The sequence below is a fragment of the Actinopolymorpha sp. B11F2 genome (assembly GCF_040195635.1).
Lineage (GTDB): Bacteria > Actinomycetota > Actinomycetes > Propionibacteriales > Actinopolymorphaceae > Thermasporomyces.
Genome location: NZ_JBEFTX010000001.1, coordinates 541,981 through 565,135, shown reverse-complemented (window position 1 = coordinate 565,135; position 23,155 = coordinate 541,981). Strand labels below are relative to the sequence as shown.

The 23,155-nt window shown below is 68.6% G+C and carries 20 protein-coding genes, 1 pseudogene and 1 riboswitch; of the genes and pseudogenes, 12 read left to right on the top strand and 9 right to left on the bottom strand.

Annotation, left to right across the window (positions count from 1 at the left end):
- Positions 1 to 147: 147 nt before the first annotated feature.
- From ctaC to ABN034_RS02530, 4 genes are all read left to right on the top strand, one after another.
- Positions 148 to 1,026 (top strand): aa3-type cytochrome oxidase subunit II, encoded by an 879-nt coding sequence (ctaC, locus tag ABN034_RS02545; RefSeq protein ID WP_349689329.1) that lies wholly within the window; start codon positions 148 to 150, stop codon positions 1,024 to 1,026.
- Positions 1,027 to 1,097: 71 nt separating this feature from the next.
- On the top strand, positions 1,098 to 2,798 hold the full coding sequence (ctaD, locus tag ABN034_RS02540; protein ID WP_349689585.1) for an aa3-type cytochrome oxidase subunit I: 1,701 nt from the start codon (positions 1,098 to 1,100) through the stop codon (positions 2,796 to 2,798).
- Positions 2,795 to 3,190: a cytochrome c oxidase subunit 4 gene (locus tag ABN034_RS02535; RefSeq protein ID WP_349327858.1), complete on the top strand. Its 396-nt coding sequence runs from the start codon at positions 2,795 to 2,797 to the stop codon at positions 3,188 to 3,190. Before ctaD ends, ABN034_RS02535 begins: the two co-directional genes overlap by 4 nt.
- Positions 3,191 to 3,394: 204 nt before the next feature.
- Positions 3,395 to 4,603: a L,D-transpeptidase gene (locus ABN034_RS02530; RefSeq protein ID WP_349689328.1), complete on the top strand. Its 1,209-nt coding sequence runs from the start codon at positions 3,395 to 3,397 to the stop codon at positions 4,601 to 4,603.
- 339 nt (positions 4,604 to 4,942) lie between these two features.
- On the opposite strand, the gene qcrB is transcribed toward ABN034_RS02530, so the two are convergent.
- The 4 genes and pseudogenes from qcrB to ctaE form a co-directional block, all read right to left on the bottom strand.
- Positions 4,943 to 6,607 (bottom strand): cytochrome bc1 complex cytochrome b subunit, encoded by a 1,665-nt coding sequence (qcrB, locus tag ABN034_RS02525; RefSeq protein ID WP_349689327.1) that lies wholly within the window; start codon positions 6,605 to 6,607, stop codon positions 4,943 to 4,945.
- Positions 6,604 to 7,635: a cytochrome bc1 complex Rieske iron-sulfur subunit gene (qcrA, locus tag ABN034_RS02520; protein WP_349689326.1), complete on the bottom strand. Its 1,032-nt coding sequence runs from the start codon at positions 7,633 to 7,635 to the stop codon at positions 6,604 to 6,606. The genes qcrB and qcrA overlap by 4 nt, the downstream gene beginning before the upstream one ends.
- 17 nt (positions 7,636 to 7,652) lie before the next feature.
- Positions 7,653 to 8,479: pseudogene (gene qcrC / locus ABN034_RS02515) on the bottom strand (cytochrome bc1 complex diheme cytochrome c subunit).
- Between the two features lie 142 nt (positions 8,480 to 8,621).
- Positions 8,622 to 9,269 (bottom strand): aa3-type cytochrome oxidase subunit III, encoded by a 648-nt coding sequence (ctaE, locus tag ABN034_RS02510; RefSeq protein WP_502877576.1) that lies wholly within the window; start codon positions 9,267 to 9,269, stop codon positions 8,622 to 8,624.
- Positions 9,270 to 9,626: 357 nt separating this feature from the next.
- Here ctaE and ABN034_RS02505 point away from each other — a divergent pair, with 357 nt between their 5' ends.
- Both ABN034_RS02505 and trpD read left to right on the top strand, forming a co-directional pair.
- On the top strand, positions 9,627 to 10,082 hold the full coding sequence (locus ABN034_RS02505; RefSeq protein ID WP_349327862.1) for a response regulator: 456 nt from the start codon (positions 9,627 to 9,629) through the stop codon (positions 10,080 to 10,082).
- A 35-nt stretch (positions 10,083 to 10,117) separates the two neighbouring features.
- Positions 10,118 to 11,158 carry an anthranilate phosphoribosyltransferase gene (gene trpD, locus ABN034_RS02500; RefSeq protein WP_349689325.1) on the top strand — a complete coding sequence of 347 codons (1,041 nt, stop codon included), beginning with the start codon at positions 10,118 to 10,120 and terminating at the stop codon, positions 11,156 to 11,158.
- A 78-nt stretch (positions 11,159 to 11,236) separates the two neighbouring features.
- Here trpD and ABN034_RS02495 read toward each other — a convergent pair whose 3' ends face one another.
- The 3 genes from ABN034_RS02495 to ABN034_RS02485 form a co-directional block, all read right to left on the bottom strand.
- The gene (locus ABN034_RS02495) at positions 11,237 to 12,247 is read right to left on the bottom strand and encodes a DUF2510 domain-containing protein (RefSeq protein WP_349689324.1); all 1,011 of its coding nucleotides are present in this window, start codon (positions 12,245 to 12,247) and stop codon (positions 11,237 to 11,239) included.
- A 39-nt stretch (positions 12,248 to 12,286) separates the two neighbouring features.
- Positions 12,287 to 12,571, bottom strand: a complete 285-nt coding sequence (locus ABN034_RS02490; protein WP_349689323.1) for an Lrp/AsnC family transcriptional regulator — start codon at positions 12,569 to 12,571, stop codon at positions 12,287 to 12,289.
- A 99-nt stretch (positions 12,572 to 12,670) separates the two neighbouring features.
- Complete coding sequence (locus tag ABN034_RS02485) at positions 12,671 to 14,506, bottom strand: DEDD exonuclease domain-containing protein (RefSeq protein WP_349689322.1); 1,836 nt, start codon at positions 14,504 to 14,506, stop codon at positions 12,671 to 12,673.
- A 155-nt stretch (positions 14,507 to 14,661) separates the two neighbouring features.
- Here ABN034_RS02485 and ABN034_RS02480 point away from each other — a divergent pair, with 155 nt between their 5' ends.
- Both ABN034_RS02480 and ABN034_RS02475 read left to right on the top strand, forming a co-directional pair.
- Positions 14,662 to 15,624 (top strand): RNA polymerase sigma-70 factor, encoded by a 963-nt coding sequence (locus ABN034_RS02480; protein ID WP_349689321.1) that lies wholly within the window; start codon positions 14,662 to 14,664, stop codon positions 15,622 to 15,624.
- Between the two features lie 89 nt (positions 15,625 to 15,713).
- Complete coding sequence (locus tag ABN034_RS02475; protein WP_349689320.1) at positions 15,714 to 16,931, top strand: NAD(P)/FAD-dependent oxidoreductase; 1,218 nt, start codon at positions 15,714 to 15,716, stop codon at positions 16,929 to 16,931.
- Here ABN034_RS02475 and ABN034_RS02470 read toward each other — a convergent pair.
- Both ABN034_RS02470 and ABN034_RS02465 read right to left on the bottom strand, forming a co-directional pair.
- Positions 16,918 to 17,679, bottom strand: coding sequence for a class I SAM-dependent methyltransferase (locus ABN034_RS02470; protein WP_349689319.1), 762 nt, complete (start codon positions 17,677 to 17,679; stop codon positions 16,918 to 16,920). The two genes, ABN034_RS02475 and ABN034_RS02470, sit on opposite strands and share 14 nt — an antisense overlap.
- A 39-nt stretch (positions 17,680 to 17,718) precedes the next feature.
- On the bottom strand, positions 17,719 to 18,390 hold the full coding sequence (locus ABN034_RS02465) for a phosphotransferase family protein (protein WP_349689318.1): 672 nt from the start codon (positions 18,388 to 18,390) through the stop codon (positions 17,719 to 17,721).
- A 98-nt stretch (positions 18,391 to 18,488) separates the two neighbouring features.
- Between ABN034_RS02465 and ABN034_RS02460 the strand changes: the two genes are divergently transcribed.
- The 4 genes from ABN034_RS02460 (at position 18,489) to ABN034_RS02445 (ending at position 23,150) form a co-directional block, all read left to right on the top strand.
- The gene (locus ABN034_RS02460) at positions 18,489 to 19,814 is read left to right on the top strand and encodes an NYN domain-containing protein (RefSeq protein WP_349689317.1); all 1,326 of its coding nucleotides are present in this window, start codon (positions 18,489 to 18,491) and stop codon (positions 19,812 to 19,814) included.
- A 137-nt stretch (positions 19,815 to 19,951) separates the two neighbouring features.
- Entirely contained in the window at positions 19,952 to 20,251 is a 300-nt protein-coding gene (locus ABN034_RS02455; RefSeq protein WP_349689316.1) for a hypothetical protein, read from the top strand.
- A gap of 185 nt (positions 20,252 to 20,436) precedes the next feature.
- Positions 20,437 to 20,611, top strand: a riboswitch (cyclic di-AMP (ydaO/yuaA leader).
- 13 nt (positions 20,612 to 20,624) lie between these two features.
- Positions 20,625 to 21,656, top strand: coding sequence for a C40 family peptidase (locus tag ABN034_RS02450; RefSeq protein WP_349689315.1), 1,032 nt, complete (start codon positions 20,625 to 20,627; stop codon positions 21,654 to 21,656).
- 93 nt (positions 21,657 to 21,749) lie between these two features.
- Positions 21,750 to 23,150 carry a gluzincin family metallopeptidase gene (locus ABN034_RS02445; RefSeq protein ID WP_349689314.1) on the top strand — a complete coding sequence of 467 codons (1,401 nt, stop codon included), beginning with the start codon at positions 21,750 to 21,752 and terminating at the stop codon, positions 23,148 to 23,150.
- The last annotated feature ends 5 nt before the right edge of the window (positions 23,151 to 23,155 follow it).

The window sequence follows — 23,155 nt, the reverse complement described above, 5'->3', positions numbered from 1 at the left end:
GGGGCTTCACCGGGCCGCAGGAGGCGCCGAGTAGGGTTCTGTCGCTGCTATGTCGAGGTTGTACCGGCCGAGTTGGGCGTGTTCAGCAGGGCCGGTGGCGTCGCTCGCGTCCAGAGCGAGCTCGGGTCAGAGGGAGAAGGGCATCCGGTGAGGTCGAACGCTGGTGATCGTGGACCGCGCCGTGTCCTGGGCAGGATCGGCGCGGCGTTGCTCCTGGGGCTCGTGGCGGTCGCCGCAAGCGGGTGCTCTGCCACGGACATCGACACCTGGAAGAGGGGTGGCCTCCCGGCGCCGGCAAGCGACCGGGCCACCCACGTGCTGAGCCTGTGGCAGGGCGCGTGGATCGCCGCCCTCGCGGTCGGTGTCATCGTCTGGGGTCTCATCATCTGGGCGGTGATCGCCTACCGCCGCCGCGACGACTCGGTCCCGCCCCAGACCCGCTACCACCTGCCGATCGAGATCCTCTACTCAGCGGTGCCGTTCGTCATCATCGCCGTGCTCTTCATCTTCACGGTGCGCGACCAGAACGCCATCCTCGAGGTCGACCCGGACAAGCCGCCGACGAACACGGTCAACGTCATCGGCCAACAGTGGGGCTGGACCTTCAACTACCTCGACAATCCCGAGATCGGTGAGACGGTCTGGGAGGCCGGTACGCCGGACCGCAACGCGCACCTGTACCTCCCGGTCGGTGAGACCGTCGGCTTCAGGCTCAACTCGCCGGACGTCATCCACTCGTTCTTCGTCCCGGCGTTCCTGTTCAAGCTCGACGTCATTCCCGGCAAGGAGAACTACTTCGAGCTCACCCCGACCAAGGAGGGGACGTTCGCCGGCAAGTGTGCCGAGCTGTGTGGCACCTACCACGCCCGGATGCTCTTCACGGTGCACGTGGTGAGCAAGGAGGAGTACATCGCGCACCTCGAGGGACTCGAGGCCAGGGGCCAGACCGGTGAGAACACCGGAGGTGCGCACACATCGACCCAGGTGGGCGTCGAGACCGGACAGCCTGAGGGAGCGAGCAAGTGACGATTCTCGGTGACCGCCCGCAGGCGGACCAGCGTGTGACGCCCCCGGAACGCGAGCGTCGGGTCGGCAGCATGGTCGTGTCGTGGCTGACGACCACCGACCACAAGGTCATCGGCCACCTCTACCTCATCACGTCGTTCGCCTTCTTCCTGGTGGGCGGACTGATGGCGCTCATCATGCGATCGGAGCTGGCCCGGCCAGGCGTCCAGATCCTCGGTGAAGAGAAGGGTGAGGAGATCTTCAACCAGCTCTTCACCATGCACGGCACGATCATGCTGCTGCTGTTCGCCACTCCACTCTTCGTCGGCTTCGCCAACGTCGTCATGCCGCTACAGATCGGATCACCCGACGTCGCGTTCCCGCGGCTGAACATGTTCAGCTACTGGCTCTTCCTGTTCGGCGGGCTGATCACACTCTCGGGATTCCTCGCACCCGGTGGAGCCGCCAACTTCGGCTGGACCGGATACGCGCCACTGTCGGACGCCGTGCGCTCGCCGGGCGTCGGGGGCGACCTGTGGGTGATGGGCCTCTACATCGCCGGTCTGGGCACGATTCTCGGCGCCGTCAACTTCGTCACCACGATCTTCTGTATGCGGGCGCCAGGGATGACGATGTTCCGGATGCCGATCTTCACCTGGAACATCCTGGTCACGAGCATCCTGGTGCTGATCGCGTTCCCGATTCTGGCCGGTGCTCTGCTGATGCTCGAGGCCGACCGGCAGTTCGGCGCGCACGTCTTCGATCCCGCCAGCGGCGGGCCGATGTTGTGGCAACACCTGTTCTGGTTCTTCGGCCATCCTGAGGTCTACATCATCGCGTTGCCGTTCTTCGGGATCATCACCGAGATCCTTCCCGTGTTCAGCCGCAAGCCGTTGTTCGGCTACGTCGGGATGATCATCGCCACGCTCAGCATCGCGGCGCTCTCAGTCGCCGTGTGGGCCCACCACATGTTCGTGACAGGGAACGTCAACCTGCCGTTCTTCTCGTTCATGACGTTCCTCATCGCCGTGCCGACCGGGATCAAGTTCTTCAACTGGATCGGCACCATGTGGCGCGGGTCCCTGAGTTTCGAGACGCCGATGTTGTGGTCGATCGGATTCCTGGTGACCTTCCTCTTCGGCGGACTCACCGGTGTGATCCTGGCCGCACCGCCGCTGGACTTCCATGTCAGCGATACCTATTTCGTGGTCGCACACTTCCATTACGTCGTATTCGGCACAGTCGTTTTCGCTATGTTCGCCGGGTTCTATTTCTGGTGGCCGAAAATGACCGGACGAATGCTTGACGAATACCTTGGAAAGATTCATTTCTGGACATTGTTCGTCGGCTTCCACTTGACATTCATGATTCAGCACTGGCTCGGTATCGAAGGAATGCCACGTAGATACGCCGACTACATGGTCACAGACGGTTGGACGACCCTCAACATGGTGTCGACGGTCGGTGCGTTCCTGCTCGGCATGTCGACGCTGCCCTTCCTGCTCAACGTCATCCAGTCGCGCAAGAACCCCCGCGTCGACGTCGACGACCCGTGGGGCTGGGGGCGCAGCCTGGAGTGGGCCACGTCCTGCCCGCCGCCTCGGCACAACTTCACGTCGATGCCGAGGATCCGCTCGGACAGCCCGGCGTTCGACCTGCATCACCCCGAGATCGCGATGCTCGACATGGCGACGCTCGAAGGCGGGGACCATGTGGTCGACGCACCGGACGACACCGGACGGCGCGAGCACATCGAGGAAGTCAGCGGACAGAAGCCGGAGGATCGGTCGTGAAGGTCGAAGGCATCATCTTTGCGATCCTCGGGATATTTTTCGTCATCGTCACCCCGATCTACTGGTTCCTGTCCTACGACCCGACCGGCACGAGTGCGCTTGTCCTGACGACCCTGCTCGCCCTCCTGGTGGCCTTCTACGCCCTGCTGACGGCCCGCCGGATCGGTCCGCGACCCGAGGACCGCAAGGACGCCGAAATCGCCGAGGGCGCCGGTGAGCTCGGGTTCTTCAGCCCACACAGTTGGTGGCCCCTCTTCTGCGGGTTGTCGCTTTCCATTTGCGTGCTGGGGATCGTGTTCGGATGGTGGCTTTTTCTCATCGGTGCCGGTTTTGGCACCGTCTCCGTCCTGGGCCTGGTCTTCGAGTATTACCGTGGTGAACACGCTCACTAAGCGTCGCTGGCCCTTCCGTTTGGGTAATCTTTTGTGTTGCACTGATCGACGGGCAACTTCTCAGGGCCGGTGGGCGTCCTTATACCCGAAGGGTGCCTTCATGAGGGGATTGCCGGGGCTTGGCGAAGTCATCGGCACAGGGGAGTCGAGATGGCAGTACGGGGGCGCTCGGCGCCAGCGCGAATCATCGGTTTTCTTACGGTCATGATGTCCACAGCCCTGCTGTTCGCCTGCCAGTCGGGCGGCGGCTCGGCCGAGACGCGAGAGGACTCTGCTGAGGGCGGCATCGTTGCCGCACAGGTGGGTGATCCGACACCACCGGCCAAGGTCACGATCGCACCGGCCGACAACCGGGTGAACGTCCCGCTCGACGCTGCGGTCAAGGCCACGGTCAGCGGTGGCACGCTCAGCAAGATCGCTGTTACCGCCGCGAACGGCGCGAAGGTCAAGGGCACGCTGAGTGATCGCAAGACGGCGTGGTCCTCCAACGTCGCCCTCGCGGCAGATTCCGTCTACCAGGTCGAGGTAACCGCCCTCAATGCCGAGGGTGAGCCGACGGAGGTCATCCAGACCTTCAGCACGCTCAAGCCGGCGAAGGAACTCGGCACCGACATCATGCCGCTGGAGGGCAGCAGCGTCGGCGTCGCAATGCCCATCACGCTGAAGTTCGACGAGCCGGTAGCCAACCGGGCGGCGGTCGAGAAGCGGCTCGAAGTCCAGACGTCGAAGCCGGTCGAAGGCTCATGGCACTGGTTCAGCGACGAGGAAGTCCGCTACCGACCCAAGTCGTACTGGCCGGCGCACACCAAGGTCACCGTGAAGGCCCACATGCGAGGCGTACGCGCCGACAACGGCGCCTGGGGCGTGACGGACAAGGTGCGGCGGTTCAGCATCACCAACTCCGTCATCACCAAGGTGAACCTCGCCGACCACCACGCCCGCGTCTACATCGACGGCAAGCTTCGTCGCACGATTCCCGTGACCGGGGGCAAGCCCGGGTGGCGGACGCGGGACGGCATCAAGGTGATCCTGGAGAAGCGCGAGAACATCCTGTTCAGGAACGAAGCGATCGGCGCGGCGGAACACTACCGGCTCCTGTCGCGCTGGGGCCTCCGAGTCACCTGGAGCGGCGAGTTCCTCCACACCGCGTCCTGGTCCACCGGATCGCAGGGGAGCGCCAACGTCAGCCACGGATGTGTCGGCATGAACAGCGCCGACTCCGGCTGGCTCTGGGGGGTCTCGCACGTCGGTGACCCGGTGGAGGTGCACAGTCCGGAAGGAGACGCCATGGAGCCGAGCAACGGCTTCGGCGACTGGAACTTCTCCTGGAAGGACTACAAGGCCGGCAGCGCCCTGGCGCCGCAACCGGTGAAGGCGGCCACGGGCTCCAAGCAGGAGAAGGCTGGACGCTAGGCCCCGCGCCGAGTACTCACCGGCCTGGCACGCGTCGGGCAAACCACGACCAGAACGCTGGAACCCGTGTCGTGGTGTGCGGGCGTGGACAGTCACGGGGTAGATCGGACCAAACACCTACCGAGCAGGAGATATCGGACCACAGCTACCGAGCAAGAGAGCCCGAGTCGGAACAGCCAGATCGATGGGCCGGTGTAGCCCTCCCAGTTCCGGGAGTGGATACACCGGCCCATCGATGTGCGGTCGATCCCTACCACCAGACGGGAGACGGCGTACCCCGCCACCATCTCGGCGGGACACCCGCTCAGGCCGCGTCTTGTGCGCCTTGGGACGGCCTACCTACCGCTTCTGGTCTGAGGTGCTGCTCTCGTGACTGCTGACCTCGCGGTGGCCGTTGTGTGCGTGCTCATGGTCATGCCCGGCCTCGAGCTCTGGCTTTGTCGGCTTCTGTACGACATCGCCGAAGTAGAAGCGGGACGCCCGGGCCCGGAGCCGCCGCAACCGATGGCTCGGCGCCTGGACGCCGTTGGCGTCCACGCCGTCGCCGACCTCGATCGGCTCCTGCCGTTCGTGGGACGCGAGGACGAACGCGTCATCCTGGCTGACCGGCTTGTGCACCTCGATGAACTCGCCCGTCGGGAGCCGCATGATGATGCCAGCCTCCATGCCGTGCAGGAGTGTCTCCCGGTCGCGACGCTGTAGTCCGATGCAGATCCGCTTCGTCACGAGGAACGCGATCACCGGGCCGATGAAGATGGCGAACCGCAGGAACCAGGTGATGTCATTGATCGCGATGTGGAAGGTGGTGGCGATGATGTCGTTTCCGCCACCGATCCAGAGCAGGCCGTAGAACGTGATCCCCGCGGCCCCGAAGGCGGTCCGGGTCGGCTGGTTCCGGGGCCGGTCCAGCACATGGTGCTCGCGGGCGTCGCCGGTCACCCAGCGTTCGATGAACGGATAGATCGCGAGGACGATCGCAAGCAGCCCCAACAGGCCGAAGCCCGGGATGAAAATGTTCCAGCTGATGGTGAACCCGGCGATGTGGGTCTCCCAGTTGGGCATGATCCGCAGGCCACCCTCGACCCACCCCATGTACCAGTCGGGTTGGGTGCCCGCCCCGACCTGGGACGGGTTGTAGGGCCCGTAGTTCCACACCGGGTTGAGCTGGAGCAGCGCGCCCATGAGGGCCGTGACGCCGAACACGATGAAGAAGAAGCCACCGGCCTTCGCCGTGTAGACCGGCATCAGGGGGTAGCCGACAACGTTCCTGTTGGTCCGGCCCGGCCCGGGGTACTGCGTGTGCTTGTGGTAGACCACCAGCGCGATGTGCAGGGCGATGAGCGCGAGGATCAGCCCGGGGAGCAGCAGGATGTGGATGCCGTACAACCTCGGGATGATCGTGTCGCCGGGGAACTCACCACCGAACGTGAAGAACGACACGTACGTGCCGACCACCGGGATCGACCGGATCAGGCCCTCCACGAAGCGCAGCCCCGTGCCGGACAGCAGGTCGTCGGGGAGGGAGTAGCCGGTGAAGCCCTCGATCAGGCCGAGCTGCAGCAGGATGGTGCCGATCAGCCAGTTGATCTCCCGTGGTTTGCGGAAGGCACCGGTGAAGAACACCCGCAGCATGTGGACCGTCATCGCGGCGATGAACAGCATCGCCGCCCAGTGGTGGATCTGCCGCATCAGCAGGCCGCCGCGGACGTCGAACGAGATGTGGACGGTCGACGCGAACGCCTCGGACATGTGCACGCCCTGGAGCGGCCCGTAGGCGCCGTTGTAGACGACTTCCTGCATGCTCGGCTTGAACCACAGGGTGAGGAACGTGCCGGACAGCAGCAGGATGATGAAGCTGTAGAGGGCGATCTCGCCCAACAGGAACGACCAGTGGTCCGGGAAGACCTTGCGGAGCTCCTTCTTGACCAGCTTCGCAAGCCCCACCCGCTCGTCGAGGAACTCCAGCGGTTTGCTGACGGCCTTGGGCGTCGTGCCGGTACTCATCCGCGCTCCCAGTAGCTCGGGCCGACGGGTTCGGTGAAGTCGCTCTGCGCCACGAGGTAGCCCTCGGAGTCGACCATGATCGGCAGCTGTGGCAGGGACCGGGCAGCTGGACCGAAGACGACCTTTCCGCTGTCGGCAAGGTCGAACGTCGACTGGTGGCAAGGACACAGGACCTGGCGCGCCACCTGCTCGTAGAGGTTGATCGGGCAGCCGACGTGGGTGCAGACCTTGGAGTAGCAGAGGATGCCGTCGACGCTCCAGTCCCGTCGCCCAGGGAGCGTACGGAAGTCGCCCTCCTCCATCCGGACCAGGATCACCGCGGCCTTCGCCCGTGCGTTGTTGCGTTCGGAGCCCTCGGGCAGGTCTTCGAGGTTGGCCGGTACGGCGTTGACGAGTTGGCCGAGCTCGAGGTCCTCAGGGCGCAGCACCTTGTACGTCACGTCGTTGGCGATGCGGGTGCCTCGCCGCCAGATCGTGTGGGCGGACCGGCTTCCCGGCAGCGGCCCGAGGTCGCCGAGCAGGATGACCACGGGCAGGCCGAGGGCGGCCATCGCGCCGATCAGCGTACGCCGGATCATGGTGCGCCGGCCGATGCCGCTCTCCGCACCGCCCAGACGGACAGTCGCGATCGCTTCGGCGCGGTCCTCGTCGGAGGAGCGCGCCGGGTGCCGTTCCTCGACGATCTCGTGGCTGTCCATGAGCCGGCGGGCCCACTGGATCGCGCCGAGCCCGATCAGAAGCAGCGCGAGACCGAGCGTCATGCCGAGCGCGAGGTTGGACGCGCCGAACCCGAGGAACGCCGCGTGCTTGGGGACGAGCAGGTACGCGACGACGAACGCGAGGACAAGCACGGCCGCCAGGCCGAACATCGTCGCGATCTGTCGCTCGGCCCGGGTGGCGGCTGCTTCGTCGACGTCGGTGATGCGCGGCTCGTGCGGCGGAACCCCGGGGTTGGGGATCGGGTCGCCCTCGGCCCCAGCGCCGTCGGGCACCACGACCTCGCCGCGGGACTCGAGATCGCTGCTCATGTCGCCTGAGTTCCCCTTCACTTGGCCCTGCCGTTGCTGCCGCTGGTGGCGCTCTTCGCGGCGATCCACACGGCGATGATGACGAGCGAACCGATGCCGACGATCCAGGCCGCCAGACCCTCGGAAACGGGTCCGAGACCGCCGAGGCTGAAGCCGCCCCGGCTGGGTTCGTTCTTGACCGCCTCGAGGTAGCCGATGATCTTCTTCTTGTCCTCCGGACCGTGATCACCGCGTCGGAGAACACCGGCATCTGGGCCGGCCCCGTGAGCATGGCTTCGTAGATGTGCCGCGAGGTCGATCCGTCGAGGCTGGGCGCGGTCTTGCCCCAGGTGAGGGCGCCACCCTTGCCGATGACGTTGTGGCAGGACGCGCAGTTGGTACGGAAGAGCTCGCCGCCCTCGGCCATCTCGGCATCGGAGAGGTCTTCGGTGGCGTACTCGTCAGCGGCCGGAATGCCGGGACCCGGGCCGAGCGAGGCGACGTAGGCCGACAGCGCGGCGATCTCCTCGTCGTTGAAGACAGGCTTCTTCGCCGGCAGCTGCGGCCCAGGCTGCTGCGCCGGCATCCGACCGGTGCCGACCTGGAAGTCGACGGCGGCGGCACCCACACCTATGAGGGTAGGCGCCAGGTCGGTGCCCTCCGCATTGAGCCCGTGGCAGGACGAGCAGCTGACCGCGAAGAGCTTCCGCCCCTGCTCGATCTGCGTGGACTGGGCGGACTCCTCGGCGGCCTTCGACGACGGCGAGGCCACGGCGTAGAGGCCGCCGAAAAGCCCCAGCGCGAACAACACCACGACAATTCCGGCGAAGCGGTGCCGCCGCCTCGCTGACAGGGCGCTGCTGATCCGGGAGAACCCCGGCAGCCCGGCCTTCTCTGCCCGGGGACGACCCCGGAACCCAGCAGTACGTGCCCGGGAGCGACCCCGGAACCCCGCTCTATCTACCCGGGGACGACCCCGGACCCCAAAAGGCACCTCGGCCCGCTCCCTACTTGATGAGATAGATGGTGGCGAAGAGTCCGATCCACACGACGTCGACGAAGTGCCAGTAGTACGACACGACGATCGCGGTGACCGCCTGCTCGTGGGTGAACCGTCGGGCGAGGAACGTCCGGCCGAGTACCAGCAGGAACGCCAGCAGCCCGCCCGTGACGTGGAGCCCGTGGAAGCCCGTCGTGAGGTAGAAGACCGAGCCGTAGCCCGACGACGCCAGGGTCACGCCCTCGGCGATGAGCTCGGAGTATTCGTACACCTGACCACCGATGAAGAACGCGCCCATCAGGTAGGTGAGGACGAACCACTCCCGCAGGCCCCACTTGGCGGCGTTGAGAACACCGCCTTCGCGGCCCACCTGGCCGCGCTCGGCGGCGAAGACGCCCATCTGGCAGGTCACCGACGACAGCACCAGCACCGTCGTGTTGACGAACGCGAACGGGACGTTGAGTTTGGCCGTCTCCTGCGCCCACAGGTCGGGTGAAACCGCCCGGATCGTGAAGTATGAGGCGAAGAGAGCGGCGAAGAACATCAACTCGCTCGCGAGCCAGACGATCGTCCCCACGCTGACCATCGAGGGCCGGTTGGGGAGGCCGTGAAAACGGCTCGCCGGCTCCAGGGTTGCTGTCGACACGTCGGCCATTATGTCGGTCTACGGGTGGCCGGGCGGGGCCACCCCCGAGCGCTCGCCCGTACGCCTGCACATGGGCTGCCTCGCGCCCGGGTAGGTCACCGTCCATGGTGCGGTCCCCTCCTGCCTCGTGCGGGAGCGCCGATCGCCTCTGCCCTGATGACCTGATGACGAGACAGGCGGCTGGTCCGTGACATGGGTCCAGGCGGAGATATGGGTCCGAGGTGGGATCAGGGCGTCGCGGGACACCCCAGGCCGACGGCCAGCGTGGATATCCGGCGCCGGGCGGCCGCGTCGTGGGCGGTACGATCGCCGACAGCACGTACCTCGTCGCACATCCACGAGAGCATCCTTTGCGAGGACATCCCGATGAGCGCTGAAGCCACCTCGTCCCACGCCGGGTCGAGCGCACGGTCTGACCGGCGCTCGGTGCGCGTCCTGGTCTATTCCGACGACCGCAACACGCGCGACAAGGTGAGGTTCGGCATCGGCAAGCGGCCGGACCGCGATCTCCCGCCGGTCGAGTTCGTCGAGTGCGCCACCTACCAGGCGGTGCTCAAGACGCTGGACGCAGGGGGAGTCGACGTCGTGATCCTCGACGGCGAGGCCGTTCCCACGGGCGGGATGGGGTTGTCCCGGCAGCTGAAGGACGAGATCTTCCGCTGCCCGCCGATCCTGCTCCTGACCGGGCGTACGCAGGACGCATGGTTGGCCACCTGGTCGCGGGCCGACGCGGCAGTGCCGTACCCCCTCGACCCGCTGGCACTCTGCCGGGCCACCGTCGAGCTGGCCCGCAGGCGGCTCGCCACCCAGCCGGCGCACTGAGCCCCGGCGCTCCCACGGACTCCACGGAGGCTGCGATGGCGGATCAGCCGGACCTCACCTGGTCGCATTTGCTGAGCGCGCTCCTGCGCGGCGAGGACATCGGCGCCGAGGCGGCCTCGTGGGCGATGGGCGAGATTCTCTCCGGCGAGGTCACGCCCGTCCAGATCGCCGGGTTCATCGTCGCGATCCGGGTCAAGGGCGAGACGGTGGAGGAGCTCGACGGCCTGGTCCAGGCGATGTACTCCCATGCCACCAAGATCGACGTGCCGGGCCGCACCCTCGACGTCGTCGGCACCGGTGGCGACGGCGCGCACACCGTCAACATCTCCACGATGGCGGCCATCGTCGCGGCGGGCGCCGGTGCCCGGATCGTGAAGCACGGCAACCGCAGCGCGTCGTCGCTGTGTGGGGCAGCCGACCTCGTGGAGGCGCTCGGCATTCCGCTCGATCTCGAGCCCAGCCGGGTCGCGGCGCTGGCCGAAGAGGCCGGCATCACGTTCTGCTTCGCCCCGCGCTTCCACCCCACGATGCGCCATGCCGCCCTGACAAGGCGGGAGCTCGCCGTCCCCACGACCTTCAACGTCCTCGGGCCGATGTCCAATCCGGCCCGCCCGCGGGCTCAGGCGGTCGGTGTCGCCGACGCGCGGATGGCCGGGCTGATGGCCGGTGTGTTCGCGGCCAGGGGTGACGACGCGTTCGTGTTCAGAGGCGACGACGGCCTCGACGAGCTGACCACGACGACGACCTCGCGGGTGTGGGTCGTACAGAACGGCACGGTCGTCGAGGAGCGCTTCGACCCCGCCGATCTCGGACTCCCCCCGGCCCCCGCGGGCGCACTGCGCGGTGGTGACGTCGCTCACAACGCCCACGTGTGCCGGCAGCTGCTGGCGGGCGAGCGGGGTCCGGTGCGTGACGCGGTGCTTCTCAACGCCGGCGCTGCCCTCGCCGTCCACGACCCCTCCGACGCTGCCCTGGTCGACAGGATCAGGACGGGCTACGCACGGGCGGAGGACTCGGTGGACTCCGGCAAGGCGGCGGCCGCCCTCGACCGCTGGGTCGACGCCGCGGCGACGTAATGCCCAGTACGGCTTTCTCATCCGTGTCAGCCGGACCGGTCGGTGATTCTGAGGGCCCCCGTCGGTGATCTCGAGTGCTCAGTCGGTGATCTCGAGCGTGGCCATCGCCTTGCCCACATCGGTGCGTAGCTCCTGGTGGGTGTCGGGGATCGAGGCGAGGAAGATCCCTCCCGACCCACGGCCCAGATCGACCACCACGAGGGTGACCGCCTCGCCGCGGGACTCGAGCCCGTCGATCCGATAGGTGAAGTGCTGTTCGAGCAGGTACGCCGGACGACCGTCGATCCTCAGCGCCCTGTTGGATCGGGTCCGCTGGGCGACCTCCGCGCCGGTGAAGCCTTCGTCGGCGAACCAGTCCGAGGCGCTCTTGGCGCTGCCTTCGAGGTCGTCGCGGTCGTACCACTCGCGGCTCGCGGCACCTGTCGCGAGCAGGGCGACCCAGTTGTCCCTGTCGTTGTACTCGCGCTCGGTCACCTGCGTCTGTGCCTGTCCGGCGGTGAGGATGTTCGCCGCGGCCGGGTCGGCGGTCCATGGTCGCGGCAGTGCTGTGAACTCCAACCGGGGCCTGTCGGGAACCTCGGTCGGATCCGGCACGACATCGTCGTCCGGTGTCGTCTCGTCGTCCGGTGCCACATCGCCGGGGGCGGGAGCCGGCTCTGGCGTGACTTGATCGGAGGGACGCTCCTGCGTGGCGGCCGGCGTGGCCTGCTCTGTCTCGCCGCCGCGGAAGAACGCAAGATACGTGACGCCCGCGGCCGCGGCGACGAGGGCGAGGACGGCGAGGACGGTGGTGAGGCGCTTGCCTCGGTCGGTCGATTCGGTGTCGGCGCTGAGGATCTCGGTGTACGGGTCGGCACCGTCGCGGGGTCGGGCCGCGGCTCCGTCGTACGGCAGATATCCCGGGCCGGGAGCTCCTGGCGGTGGTGGCACTGCGCCCGGTGGTGCGAACCCAGGTGGGGGTATCCCGCCTGGTGGCGGGGATCCCGCGTCAGAGGTCAGGACGTCGGTCCAGCGCGTGCCGTCCCACCAACGGAACCCACCCGGCGTACCCGCGGGGTCGGCGTACCACCCTGGGCCCCTGGCCGTCATGGCTCCAAAGCTAGCCAGGGTCGGCAAGTCGACGCGTGATCAGTCTTCGGGGAGGCCCAGACTGAACGCGGCCTCGAGGTCGTGCTGGGAGTACGCACGGAACGCGATGTGGGTCTGCGTGGACAGGACGCCGGGAACCTTGTTGAGCCGGTCGGCCACCACGTCGGCGATCTCGTCGTGCTGGCGGACGCGTACCAACGCGATGAGGTCGAGGTCGCCGGTCACGGAGTAGACCTCGCTCACTCCGTCGAGCGCGGCGATCTCTTCGGCCACCTCCGGGATCCGGTCGACATCTGCCTGGACGAACACGATCGCCGTGATCACGGTGTCTCCTTCGAAAGTGCGTCGTACCGGCCCGCATGAAGGGACCACTGATCCGAACCTATGGGATGCCGGGTCCCCATGCGCGAGGGGGAGGGCCGCCTATCGGGCGGGTTGGTGGGTGGTGCGTAGGTGCCTGGTGTCGTCGGACGGGACGCCGGTGTGCCCCGCGTACGCGGTGTCCAGCCACGCCGTGTGCCGCTGCGCCCCGTCGAGCGGGCAGCTCCACTCGCCGTCGAGCTCGACCAGCCGGATACCCGGCTGCTCCAGCCAGCGAAGGATGCGTTCGGTCTCCTCGACGGTGGCCGCGGGCGTGGGGGGCGGTGGCGGCTCGACGGTCTCGGCGGCGGAGGCGATGACGTCGATCGCCGCGCGCGCCGGCGTGCCCGGCGGGACGACGCCGGCGCTGGCGAGCCGTCCGTGGCGTACGACGTGGGCCTCCCAACCACCGTCGGCGGTGCGGAGAGCGGCGACGAGCTCGGGGCACCGGGCAAGCGCGCTCATGCGCTGGGTGCGGGCCGCAGCGCGCACGAATGCCGCCATCCGGTCGCGGTGCACGCTCGCCTCCTCGTACCTCGTCTGCGCGGCGAGGCGCTGGATCCGGCCGCTGACGGCCTCGATGACGTCGCGCGGGTCGGTGGCGATGGCAGCCTTGACCGCCTCGACGTGAGCCGCGTAGCCGGCGACGTCGACTTCACCCACGCAGGGCGCGACGCAGCGGCCCATGTCGGCGAGTACGCAGGCCGAGCCGCCCCGGGGTGACCTGGACAGCTTCTGCGTGCACTGTCGGATCGGGAACGCCTCGTGCAGGGCCGCGACCGCCTGCTCGGCGACCTTGCGGGACCCGAACGGGCCGAGGTAGGTGGCCGAGTCGGCCTTGACGTCGCGGACGAGCGAAAGCCGAGGAAAGGGTTCGATGGTGACCTTGAGCCAGCTGGCCCGCTCGGGGAACCGCGACCGGCGGTTGTAACGCGGCTTGTGCGCGGCGATGAGCCGGAGTTCGCGGACCGCGGCCTCCAGCGACGTCGCGCACTCGATCGCGGTGACGTCGGCGGCGAGGCCGATCATCTCGCCGATCCGTGAACGCGTCTCGGAAGCGGTGAAGTAGCTGCGGACCCGGGTACGCAGGTCCTTCGACGTGCCGACGTAGAGCACCCGGCCATGGTCGTCGGTGAAGAGGTAGACGCCCGGAGCGTGGGGGAGCCGGTCGGCGAGGTGCCGCTTGCGACGCTGAGCTGGAGAGACCCGGGAGCTGAAGGTCGACAGCTCCTCGAGGGTCTGCACGCCGAGCGGCCCCAGGCGTTCGAAAAGTCCGTGCAGCACGTCGACGGTCGCCCGCGCGTCGGCGAGGGCCCGGTGGTTGGGCGTGGTCGCCGAACGGAAGTAGCGAGCGAGCGTGCCGAGCTTGCAGTTGGGCGCGTCGTCGCGGGTGAGGACCCGGCGGGCGAGTCGAGCGGTGTCCACGACGTCGAACGACGGCCACCAGAACCCGTGCCGGGTCGCGGCTGCGCGTAGGAACCCGACGTCGAACGGCGCGTTGTGGGCCACGAGGACGCAGCCCTGCGCGAACTCGAGGAACGCCGGCAGCGCCTGGTCGACCGCGGGAGCGTCAGCGACCATCGCGTCGGTGATCCCGGTGAGGACGGCGATGAACGGCGGGATCGACCCGCCGGGGTTGACGAGGGTCTGGAACTCGCCGAGCACCTCGCCGGTCCTGACCTTGACCGCACCGATCTCGGTGATCTCGGAGCTGTCGGGTGCCCCGCCGGTCGTCTCGAGGTCGACCACGCAGAACGTCAGGTCGCGTAGCGGCGTGCCCAGCTCGTCGAAGCTCGCCTGCACCCCGACGGGTACCCGCGACTGGGTGCCCTGACCGGGCACCGCTCGGGTCGTCGAGGCGCCGCTGGTCGTTGGCTCGCTCGTCGGCTGGGCGGTCATGGCGGCGACGCTACGGGCGCACACCGACAGGATGGCCGTACGACGCGCCGGGTATGGGCATTCTGTCCGCACCCGACCACCCGTCGGCCGAGCTCGGCCGGCATACCCACCGCGGCCCTGCTCCGGCCCTTAGCCGCGCTCCTACGATCAGCGGGATGGACACCGCCGCCGCCGCCGACGCCGCGCAGCCCGACGACGACCACGGCGACCACGGCGACCGGGACGACCGGGACCGGTCCGCGGCGGATGTGGCGGTGTTCGCGCAGCAGCGCTCACGAGTGTTCGGTCTGGCGTACCGCCTCCTCGGATCCGCGGCGGACGCGGAGGACATGGTCCAGGAGACCTTCCTGCGTTGGCTCGCAGCCGATCCGGGCACCGTCTCGGTACCCGAGGCCTGGCTGACCCGCGTCGTCACCAACCTCTGCCTGAACCGGCTCACCTCGGCCCGGGTCCAGCGCGAGCGCTATGTCGGGCCGTGGCTACCCGAACCGGTCCTCACCGAAGGCGGTGCCCTCGGTCCGATGGACACCGTGGAGCAACGGGAGTCGGTGTCGTTCGGCGTCCTGCTGCTCCTGGAGCGGTTGACGCCGCCCGAGCGTGCGGTCTTCGTCCTCAGGGCGGCGTTCGGGTACAGCCACCAGGAGATCGCCGCCGTCCTCGACATCGGCGAGGCGCACGCGCGCCAGTTGTACCACCGCGCGCGGGGACACGTCGGCGACCACCGGCGGCGCTTCGCGGCGGATGCCGACGAACAGCGCCGGCTGGTCGAGCGCTTCTTCGCGGCCGCCGTCGATGGTGACATCGCCGGTCTCGAGCGCCTGCTCGCCGAGGACGTCGTCTCGTGGGCCGACGGTGGCGGCCAGGTCACGGCCGCCCGCCGGCCGGTCAGTGGGAGGGATCGGGTCGTGCGCTACCTACTCGGCGTCGGCAGGCGACCCGAGGCGGCCGGAGCGAGGGTGGAGTTCCGCGAGGTCAACGCGACGGCCAGCGTCGTGATCCGACTCGACGGGTCCCCGGCCGCGGTGCTGGTGCCCGAGATCCGTGACGGGCGTGTCGCCGCCGTCCGCATCGTCGTCAGTCCCGCCAAGCTGGCCTTCGTCTCCGCGCAGCTGGCGTGAGGCCTGAGGATGTGAACATCCTCACGCCCTCCCGCTGTCACGGACTGGCCGGCTCGCCGGTTCAAGAGGCGCCCACCTCGAGGAGACGCATGACGCATCACATAGTGGTCCTGGGCGCCGGCTACGCAGGTCTCGGCGCCGCCACGGGCCTCGCCCGCCTGGTCCGCGGCACCGGTACGGAAGACGACGTCAAGGTGACGCTGGTCAACGCGACCGACCGGTTCGTCGAGCGGGTACGCCTGCACCAGGTCGCCACGGGCCAGCAACTGCCGGACCTGCCGCTGCCGGGCCTGCTCGCCGGCACCGGCGTCGATCTGGTCGTCGCACGGGTGAGCGCGGTCGACGTCGAACGTCGGCGGGTACGCCTGGACGCGGCACCGGGCTCCCTCTCCTATGACACGCTCGTCTGCGCGTGGGGCAGTGGGGCGGACGTCGACAGCGTGCCGGGCGTCCGCGTGCATGCGTACACCCTCGCCGAGGCGGGTCAGGCCGAGCGCCTGCACGCTTGTGTGCGGGCGGTCCCGTCAGGAGGAGTCGTCGCGGTCGTCGGCGGCGGGCTCACCGGCATCGAGGCGGCCACCGAACTCGCCGAGGCGCATCCGCGACTCCGAGTCGAGCTGGTGACGGGGGAGCGGGTGGGCGGCTGGCTCTCCGAACGTGCCCGGCGTCACCTCCGCCGGGCGTTCGTCCGGATGGGGATCGGTGTCCACGAGGGTGCGCGCGTCGCCGAGGTCGACGCCGGCGGGCTGCGGCTCGGTGACGGGGCGTTCCGCGGCGCCGCCGCGTGTGTCTGGGCCGCCGGGTTCCGCGTGCCCACCCTTGCCCGCGCCGCAGGGCTCGCAGTCGACCGGCGCGGCCGGATGCTCGTCGACGACACCCTGCGGTCGGTGTCGCATCCGGACGTGTACGGCATCGGTGACGTGGCGGCGGCTCCCACGCCAGGCGGTTCGGAGAGCCGCATGTCGTGCCAGACCAGCCTGCCGATGGGGAGGTACGTCGCCGGTTCGATCGCGGCCACGCTCGAGGGACGCGCGCCGAAACCGATCCGGATCCGCTACGTGTGGCAGAACATCAGCCTCGGCCGGCGTGACGGGGTGACGCAGTTCACGGGGCCGGACGACAGTCCGACCGGTGCGGTACTCACCGGGCGGGTGTCCGCCGCGTTCAAGGAGGCCGTCACGCGTGGCACGGTCGTCGCACTCCGGCATCCCCGCCGGGACATCGGCCGGCGCGGTCACTGGCGGCGCCGGTCCTCATCCGACGGGACGTGGCCGCCGTCGCCGGACTCCGACGTCAGGCGTGGGTGATGCGGATCTTGGACTGCCCGTGCCGGCGTTTCTCCCAGTCGGCCATGAAGCGCGCCTTGAGACCGTGGCGTTCGGCAAGCGCCACGAGCGTCTCGGTGCGGTAGTAGAAGTCCTCGCGGAGGACGTGGTGTTCCTCACCCTCGGTCCGGTCAAAGGTGAAGTCGAAGAAGCCGTTCGGTGCAAGGACCCGGCCGACGTGCGCGAAGCACTCCTCGATGACGTGGAGCGGGGAGTGCGAGAACACGCTGTGGGCGTGGACGACATCGAAGTACGCATCCGGCAGAAAGGCGAAACGCAGGTCCCGCACCGGCGTCAGATGGGGAAGCTTGTCCCGCAGGCCGTAGCTCACCAACGTCTCCTGCGCGGCGACGAGGATGTCGGGGGAGATGTCGATGCCGTAGTAGTTGCCCGCGTCGAGGTAGTCGATGAAGAGCCGGCCCGCCCGCAGGTTGCCGCAGCCGATCTCGAGCATCCGGTGGTCGGGCTTGAACCCGTGCTCCACGAGGTAGTCGAACTGCATCTTTCCGAGTGCGAGCCAGCGGGCGTGTGACTTGCTGCCGACCGCGGCCTCGGCGCTGCGGGTGGCGTCGGACCGCATCACCCCGCGGTAGTAGGTCACGTGGTCGCGACTACGCAGCCGCAGGATCAGGTCACGGGCCAGCCGGCGGGCGTACCCCGGCACCTTTGTCGGGTTTTGTACGGCATAGCGCACCTGGTAGAGCACGCTCGCGCGGTTCTTGGTCGTCACGCAGCCGAAGTTAACCACGCGGCGCGGACCGCCGCGTCGTCACATGGGCCATGTCGACGTTTCCGCGAGACGGCGCTTCCAGAGCGTGACGCCCGCGCCATCGGGATCCCAGCGACGGCAGAAGTCGAGCAGTTCGCGACAGCGGGCGATCATGGCCGCCTGTCGGGTGGCCCAGCCAGGCACGTCGCCGCCGTACGCCGAGAAGAACGCGTCGAGCAGGGGTACCCGGTCGGGATGATGCGTACGCACGATCCACTCGCACCAGGCGAGGTCCTCGATCGGGTCGCCGGGGTGGGAGAACTCCCAGTCCAGGATCGCCGTCACCACAAGCGTCTCCGGGTCGAACAGCAGGTTGTTGGGACCGTAGTCGCCGTGGACCAGAGGTCCCGGGACGACTCCGTGGAGGCGGCGGAGTGTGTCGCCGCAGGCGGCGAGGACGGCCGTCGCCGTGGCGCTGTCGACGTCGGGAGCCAGCAGCTCCTGCCCATGGACGCCCGGGAGATGGCCCACTCGGACGGAGGTCGCGTCGCCGTCGATCAGGGGTGGTACGGGCAACAGATCCGCGAGCCTTGTCAGCGCCGTGCGTTCCCGGTCTCGGCGCAGGTCGGCGTCGGGACCTGCGTACGTCTTCACCACGACCGTGCCCTCGACACGGGTGAAGTTCGTGTAGCCGTGCGGTAGGCGCACGGGGTTCTGCTCGCCTGATCCCACCCCGGGCATTCTGCCTGGCCGATCTCGCCCATGTGGAGGAGGCCGAAACCGCAGTGCGCTGGTCGGTGCCCTGTGGAACGCCAATTACGCTCGCAGCCGTGAGTACGGGACCAGCCGAGCCGGCAGGGTCGGGCGAAGGTGACCTGTCCCGGCCTTTGCCGGAACAGGTGCGCCAGCGCGTCGTCCTTCTCGCCTCCGACGCGCTCGGTGTGCTCCCCGCCGCTGCCGTACCCGCCTCGCTGCGGCCGTTCGCCCGCTTCAAGCCCGAACGCCGGGTCCGCCTGGCGGCGACACCGATCGCGGCCGCAGTCGATGCCGATCCGGAGTTCCGGGAACGTGTCGCCGCCCGCATCACCGAGGCTGTCCCGGACCTGGCGTCGGCGTTGCGCGAGGGACGCCGGCCCGGCGCCGTCGATCCGCTGGAGGCGGCCGCCGCGGCCTACCTGCTGCGCCCGGCCGGCTGGACGGCGATCGTCGAGGAGGTCATCGACCATCTCGAACAGGAGAGCGCGACCCAGGCCGGGGAGCGGGAGGCCGGTCTTGCCGCCCGACTGCGCGACCAGCTCGCCGCGACACAGGCGAGTGCCCGCCAGGGCCGGGAGCGCCTGCGGGCCGAGCTGGCGGCGCTGAAGGAGGAGAACACGACTCTGCGTCGTACGCTCCGGCACACCCGTGACCGGGTGAAGGAGGCCGAGGCGGAGGCGACGCGCAGCGCCGAACTCGCCGCGAAGGCGCGTGAACGGGCGACCGCGGACGTGGCGCGGATGGATGCGGAGGTCCGGCGGCTCCGGTCCCGGCTGGCGGAGGCGGAGTCGGCGGTCGAGTCGGCGCGGCGTACGAGCAGAGAGGATCGCGACCTGGCCGATGCTCGGCTCCGGCTGCTCCTCGACACCCTGGTCGACGCGGCGCAGGGGCTTCGCCGTGAGCTCGCCCTCCCGCCACTGCGTTCCCGACCCGCCGACGCGGTGGCGGCCGCGTCACCGGCGGCTGGCGGGCAGCTCGCGGGACCGGAGGACGTCGTACCACTCGAGTCGCTGCTGGCACTGCCTCAGGTGCACGTCATCGTCGACGGCTACAACGTGACCAAGACGGCCTGGCCGGCGCTGCCGCTCCAGACCCAGCGGACGAGGCTTCTCACGGCGCTCGGCGGCATCGTCGCCCAGACGGGTGCCGAGGTCACGTGCGTCTTCGACGGCGCGACGCTCGACACCCCACCTCAGCTGGCGGTGCCGCGCGGTGTGCGGGTGATGTTCAGCCCGGCCGGGGTCACTGCCGATGACGTCATCCGTCAGCTCGCCGCCGCCGAGCCGGAAGGACGTCCCGTCGTCGTGGTGTCGAGTGACCGCGAGATCGCGGACGGCGTGCGGCGGAGCGGAGCCCGACCGGTGCGCGCCGACGCGTTGGTTCGTCTGCTCCAGCGGTGAGCCGGCGGTGAGTCGGCGGTGAGTCGGCGGTGAGTCTGCGGTGAGTCTGCGGGACTGTCGGCGGGCGTGTCTAGCGTCGGTGCCATCGCGTGCGTGCCATGTCAGCGTGGCCGCTCACCAGGCATGACGGAGGACCGATGGACATCGACTGTGACCGTTGCACGATGCGAGGTCGAGGCTGCCACGACTGTGTGGTCACCGTGCTCCTCGGCGGCCCGCCGACCGAGACCGAGGGACCTCGCACGGGTGCCGGCCTGCCTCACGGTGCGCTGTCGGTTGCCGGCCTGGCCGGTCTCGACGTGGGCCTGGCAGACGTCGAGCTCGACGAAGCTGACCGGACGGCGTTGCGGGTGCTGGCCGATTCCGGCTTGGTGCCACGACTGCCGCGGAGCGCCACCATGGCCGTCACCGGTGATCGAGGCCGTCGTCGCGCCTGACGGTGAGTGAATGACGACATTGTGCTGATCTTGTTACTCAATGTGATTGTCCTTACGCAGCGTGTTTCCGCGCGTCTTTTCTCATCCTGACAGCGACACGCCGCCACGATTTGAAAGATCACGGACCGATCACTAAAGTCGCGCGCCAAGTGTCTGTCCGCTTTGAGCTGACCAGCCCGGTCGGCGCAGATGCTTCGCTTAGTCCCTGTTGGGCATGTATCTGACAGGGAACCGGGGACCCACCATGTACCCGGGGTGAATCGGAGTGCTCGGCCGCACACCAAGCAGCTGAGACTTTCGTAGGGCGACTTCCCGGCCCGAACCCGTCAGCTCACCCGGTAGGCGTCTGAGGAAGGAAGGGGCATCGCTTCTCGTGTCGAATCGCCGCAAGCGTCCCTCAGGGCGTGCGCTGCTCGCTCTCGGCACCGCCACCGCGGCCGTCATCGCGACGGTCCCCGGCTCCAGCTATGCCGAGCCTGCGCCCAGCATCAGCGAGGTCCGTAAGCAGGTCGCACAGCTGTACGAGGAAGCGGAGAAGGTCACCGAGGAGGCCAACGCGCTCGGCGACCAGATGAAGGTCATCGACCGTCGGGTCCGCGCGCTCAACGCCGATGTCTCCCGCCAGCAGAAGCGACTCAACGGACTTCGCGGCGACATCGGCCAGTTCGCCGCCGCCGAATACCGCACGGGTGGTCTCGACACCACCGTGCAACTTCTCGTGGCTGACGACCCCGACGAGTTCCTCGCCCAGATGAGCACCGCGAAGGCCTTCGCCGGCCAGCAGGGCGATCGGCTCCGCCAGCTCCAATCCGAGCAGAAGCGACTCGCCGAGCGGCAGGCGGCCCGGCAGGCCGAGCTCACCCGCTTCCGCGAAGCCAAGGAAGCCGCCAACTCCCGCCGCAAGATCGCCTCCAGCAAGGCAGCCAAGGCACAGTCCCTCCTCGACCGGCTCACCGCCGAGGAGCGCGAACGCCTCGCGGCCGCGGAGGAGCGCGAACGACTCGCCGACCGGTCCTCCCGAGGTGGCGACCGGATTCCCCCTCCGCCACCCGGTGGCACCCGCGGCGCCACCGCCCTCGCCTACGCCCGTCAGCAGGTCGGGGAAACCTACGTCTTCGGTGGCGACGGCCCCGACACCTGGGACTGCTCCGGGCTGACGATGGTCGCGTGGGAACAGGCCGGTGTCTCCCTCCCCCACTCGTCCCGGGAGCAATACGCCGTCTCGGCCAAGATTTCCCGTTCGGAGTTGCAGCCCGGCGATCTCGTCATCTACTACAGCGATATGCACCATGTCGCGATCTATGCCGGCGACGGCATGATTCTGCACGCGTCGAACCCCAGTGATGGCGTGAAGTACAGCGACATGGACGAAATGCCGTACGCCGGCGCGGTCCGGCCAGGTTAGTGACGGTCCGCACCACGTCGAACTCCGTCGACACGGCCTTGTGCCTGCCCATTCCCACGGAAGGGGTGGGGCCCAATTCCGTACGATGCGAGGGTGGCTGATGATCCTTCGCGGCACGCACGCAGGGTGGCCTCGACCCCTGGACGGGCCTTCGTCCAGTACTTCGTCGCTTTGGTTTGCGGCGGTCTGCTCGTGCTGGCTGTCTTTGTCACGGGCAGGTTTCTCCTCACCGGCGTCGCGATCCCGTCGGCAGCGACCGTTCGTTCGATCGAGGCGACACCCCGCGCGGAGGCCACCGACTCCGGTGTACCCACCGTTTCCAGTCGGGCCGGCAACCTCGCGGCCGCGAGGTACGACGTCGCCAGGGACCTGCTCCGCCGGCAGTCCGCCGCCTTGCGCAGCAGGGACAGGTCCGCCTATCTCGCCACGATCGACCCCCGCTCGCCCGACTACGCGAAGGTCGCGGCACGTACCTTCGACAATCTCGTCCGCATGGGTGCGAAGAACTTCCGGTTCGGCAGTCCCGCGGAGGATCCCGGTGCACTCACCCCCGAACGCCGGCGGGCGCTCGGGACGACGGCGTGGGTCTCGGAGGTCGACACGACGTTCACCCTCACCGGTGCCGACCGCGAGCCGTGGACGTCGACGCTTCGCATGGTGTTCGTCGAACGGCAGGGGCGGACCTACGTCGCGGGTGACCGCGAGGGCGAGTCGTCGTCGGGTCCCACGCCGCTGTGGTTGACCGACAAGGTGACGGTCGTCCGTGGCGAGCACAGCCTGCTCATCGGCGTCGAGTCCAGGACCCGCCTCGAGCGCTACGCACGCACCGCTGACGAGGCCGTACCGCGAGTGACCAGGGTGTGGGGCGAGGACTGGGCACAGTACGTCGTCGTGATCGCTCCCTCCACCCAGGTCCAGATGGAACGCGTCGTGGGCGTCGACGCGGAGAGCCAGGGCGCGGTCGCCGCCGTCACCACGTCCGTCGGTCGCACCTCGCCGACGGAGGCGTCGCACATTGTCATCAACCCCGCCACGTTCGACAAGATCGGCTCCCTCGGCAGGCTCGTCGTCCTCACGCACGAGACCACCCATGTCGCGGCGCAGGCGACGGTCAGCCACATGCCGGTCTGGTTGTCTGAAGGCTTCGCCGACTACGTGGGCTTCAACGAGGCCGGACTGTCCACGGCGGTCATCGCGCAGGAGTTCCTGTCCGAGGTGCGCGAGTCCGACGCACCCGACGATCTGCCGAGCACGTCCGACTTCGACCCGCGGGCGGACGAGCTCGACCAGGCGTACGAGGCCGCGTGGACGGCGTGCAGCTACATCGCCCAGCAGTGGGGCGAGGAGAAGCTGGTGGACTTCTACCAGGCGATGGACGACATCACGACGATGGCGGACGAAGAACGCGTCTATCGGAGCGTCCTGAACACCACGGAGGAGCGGTTCGTGGCTGGTTGGCGAGAGCACGTCCAGGTCACGAGCGTCGGCGGCTGAACGGC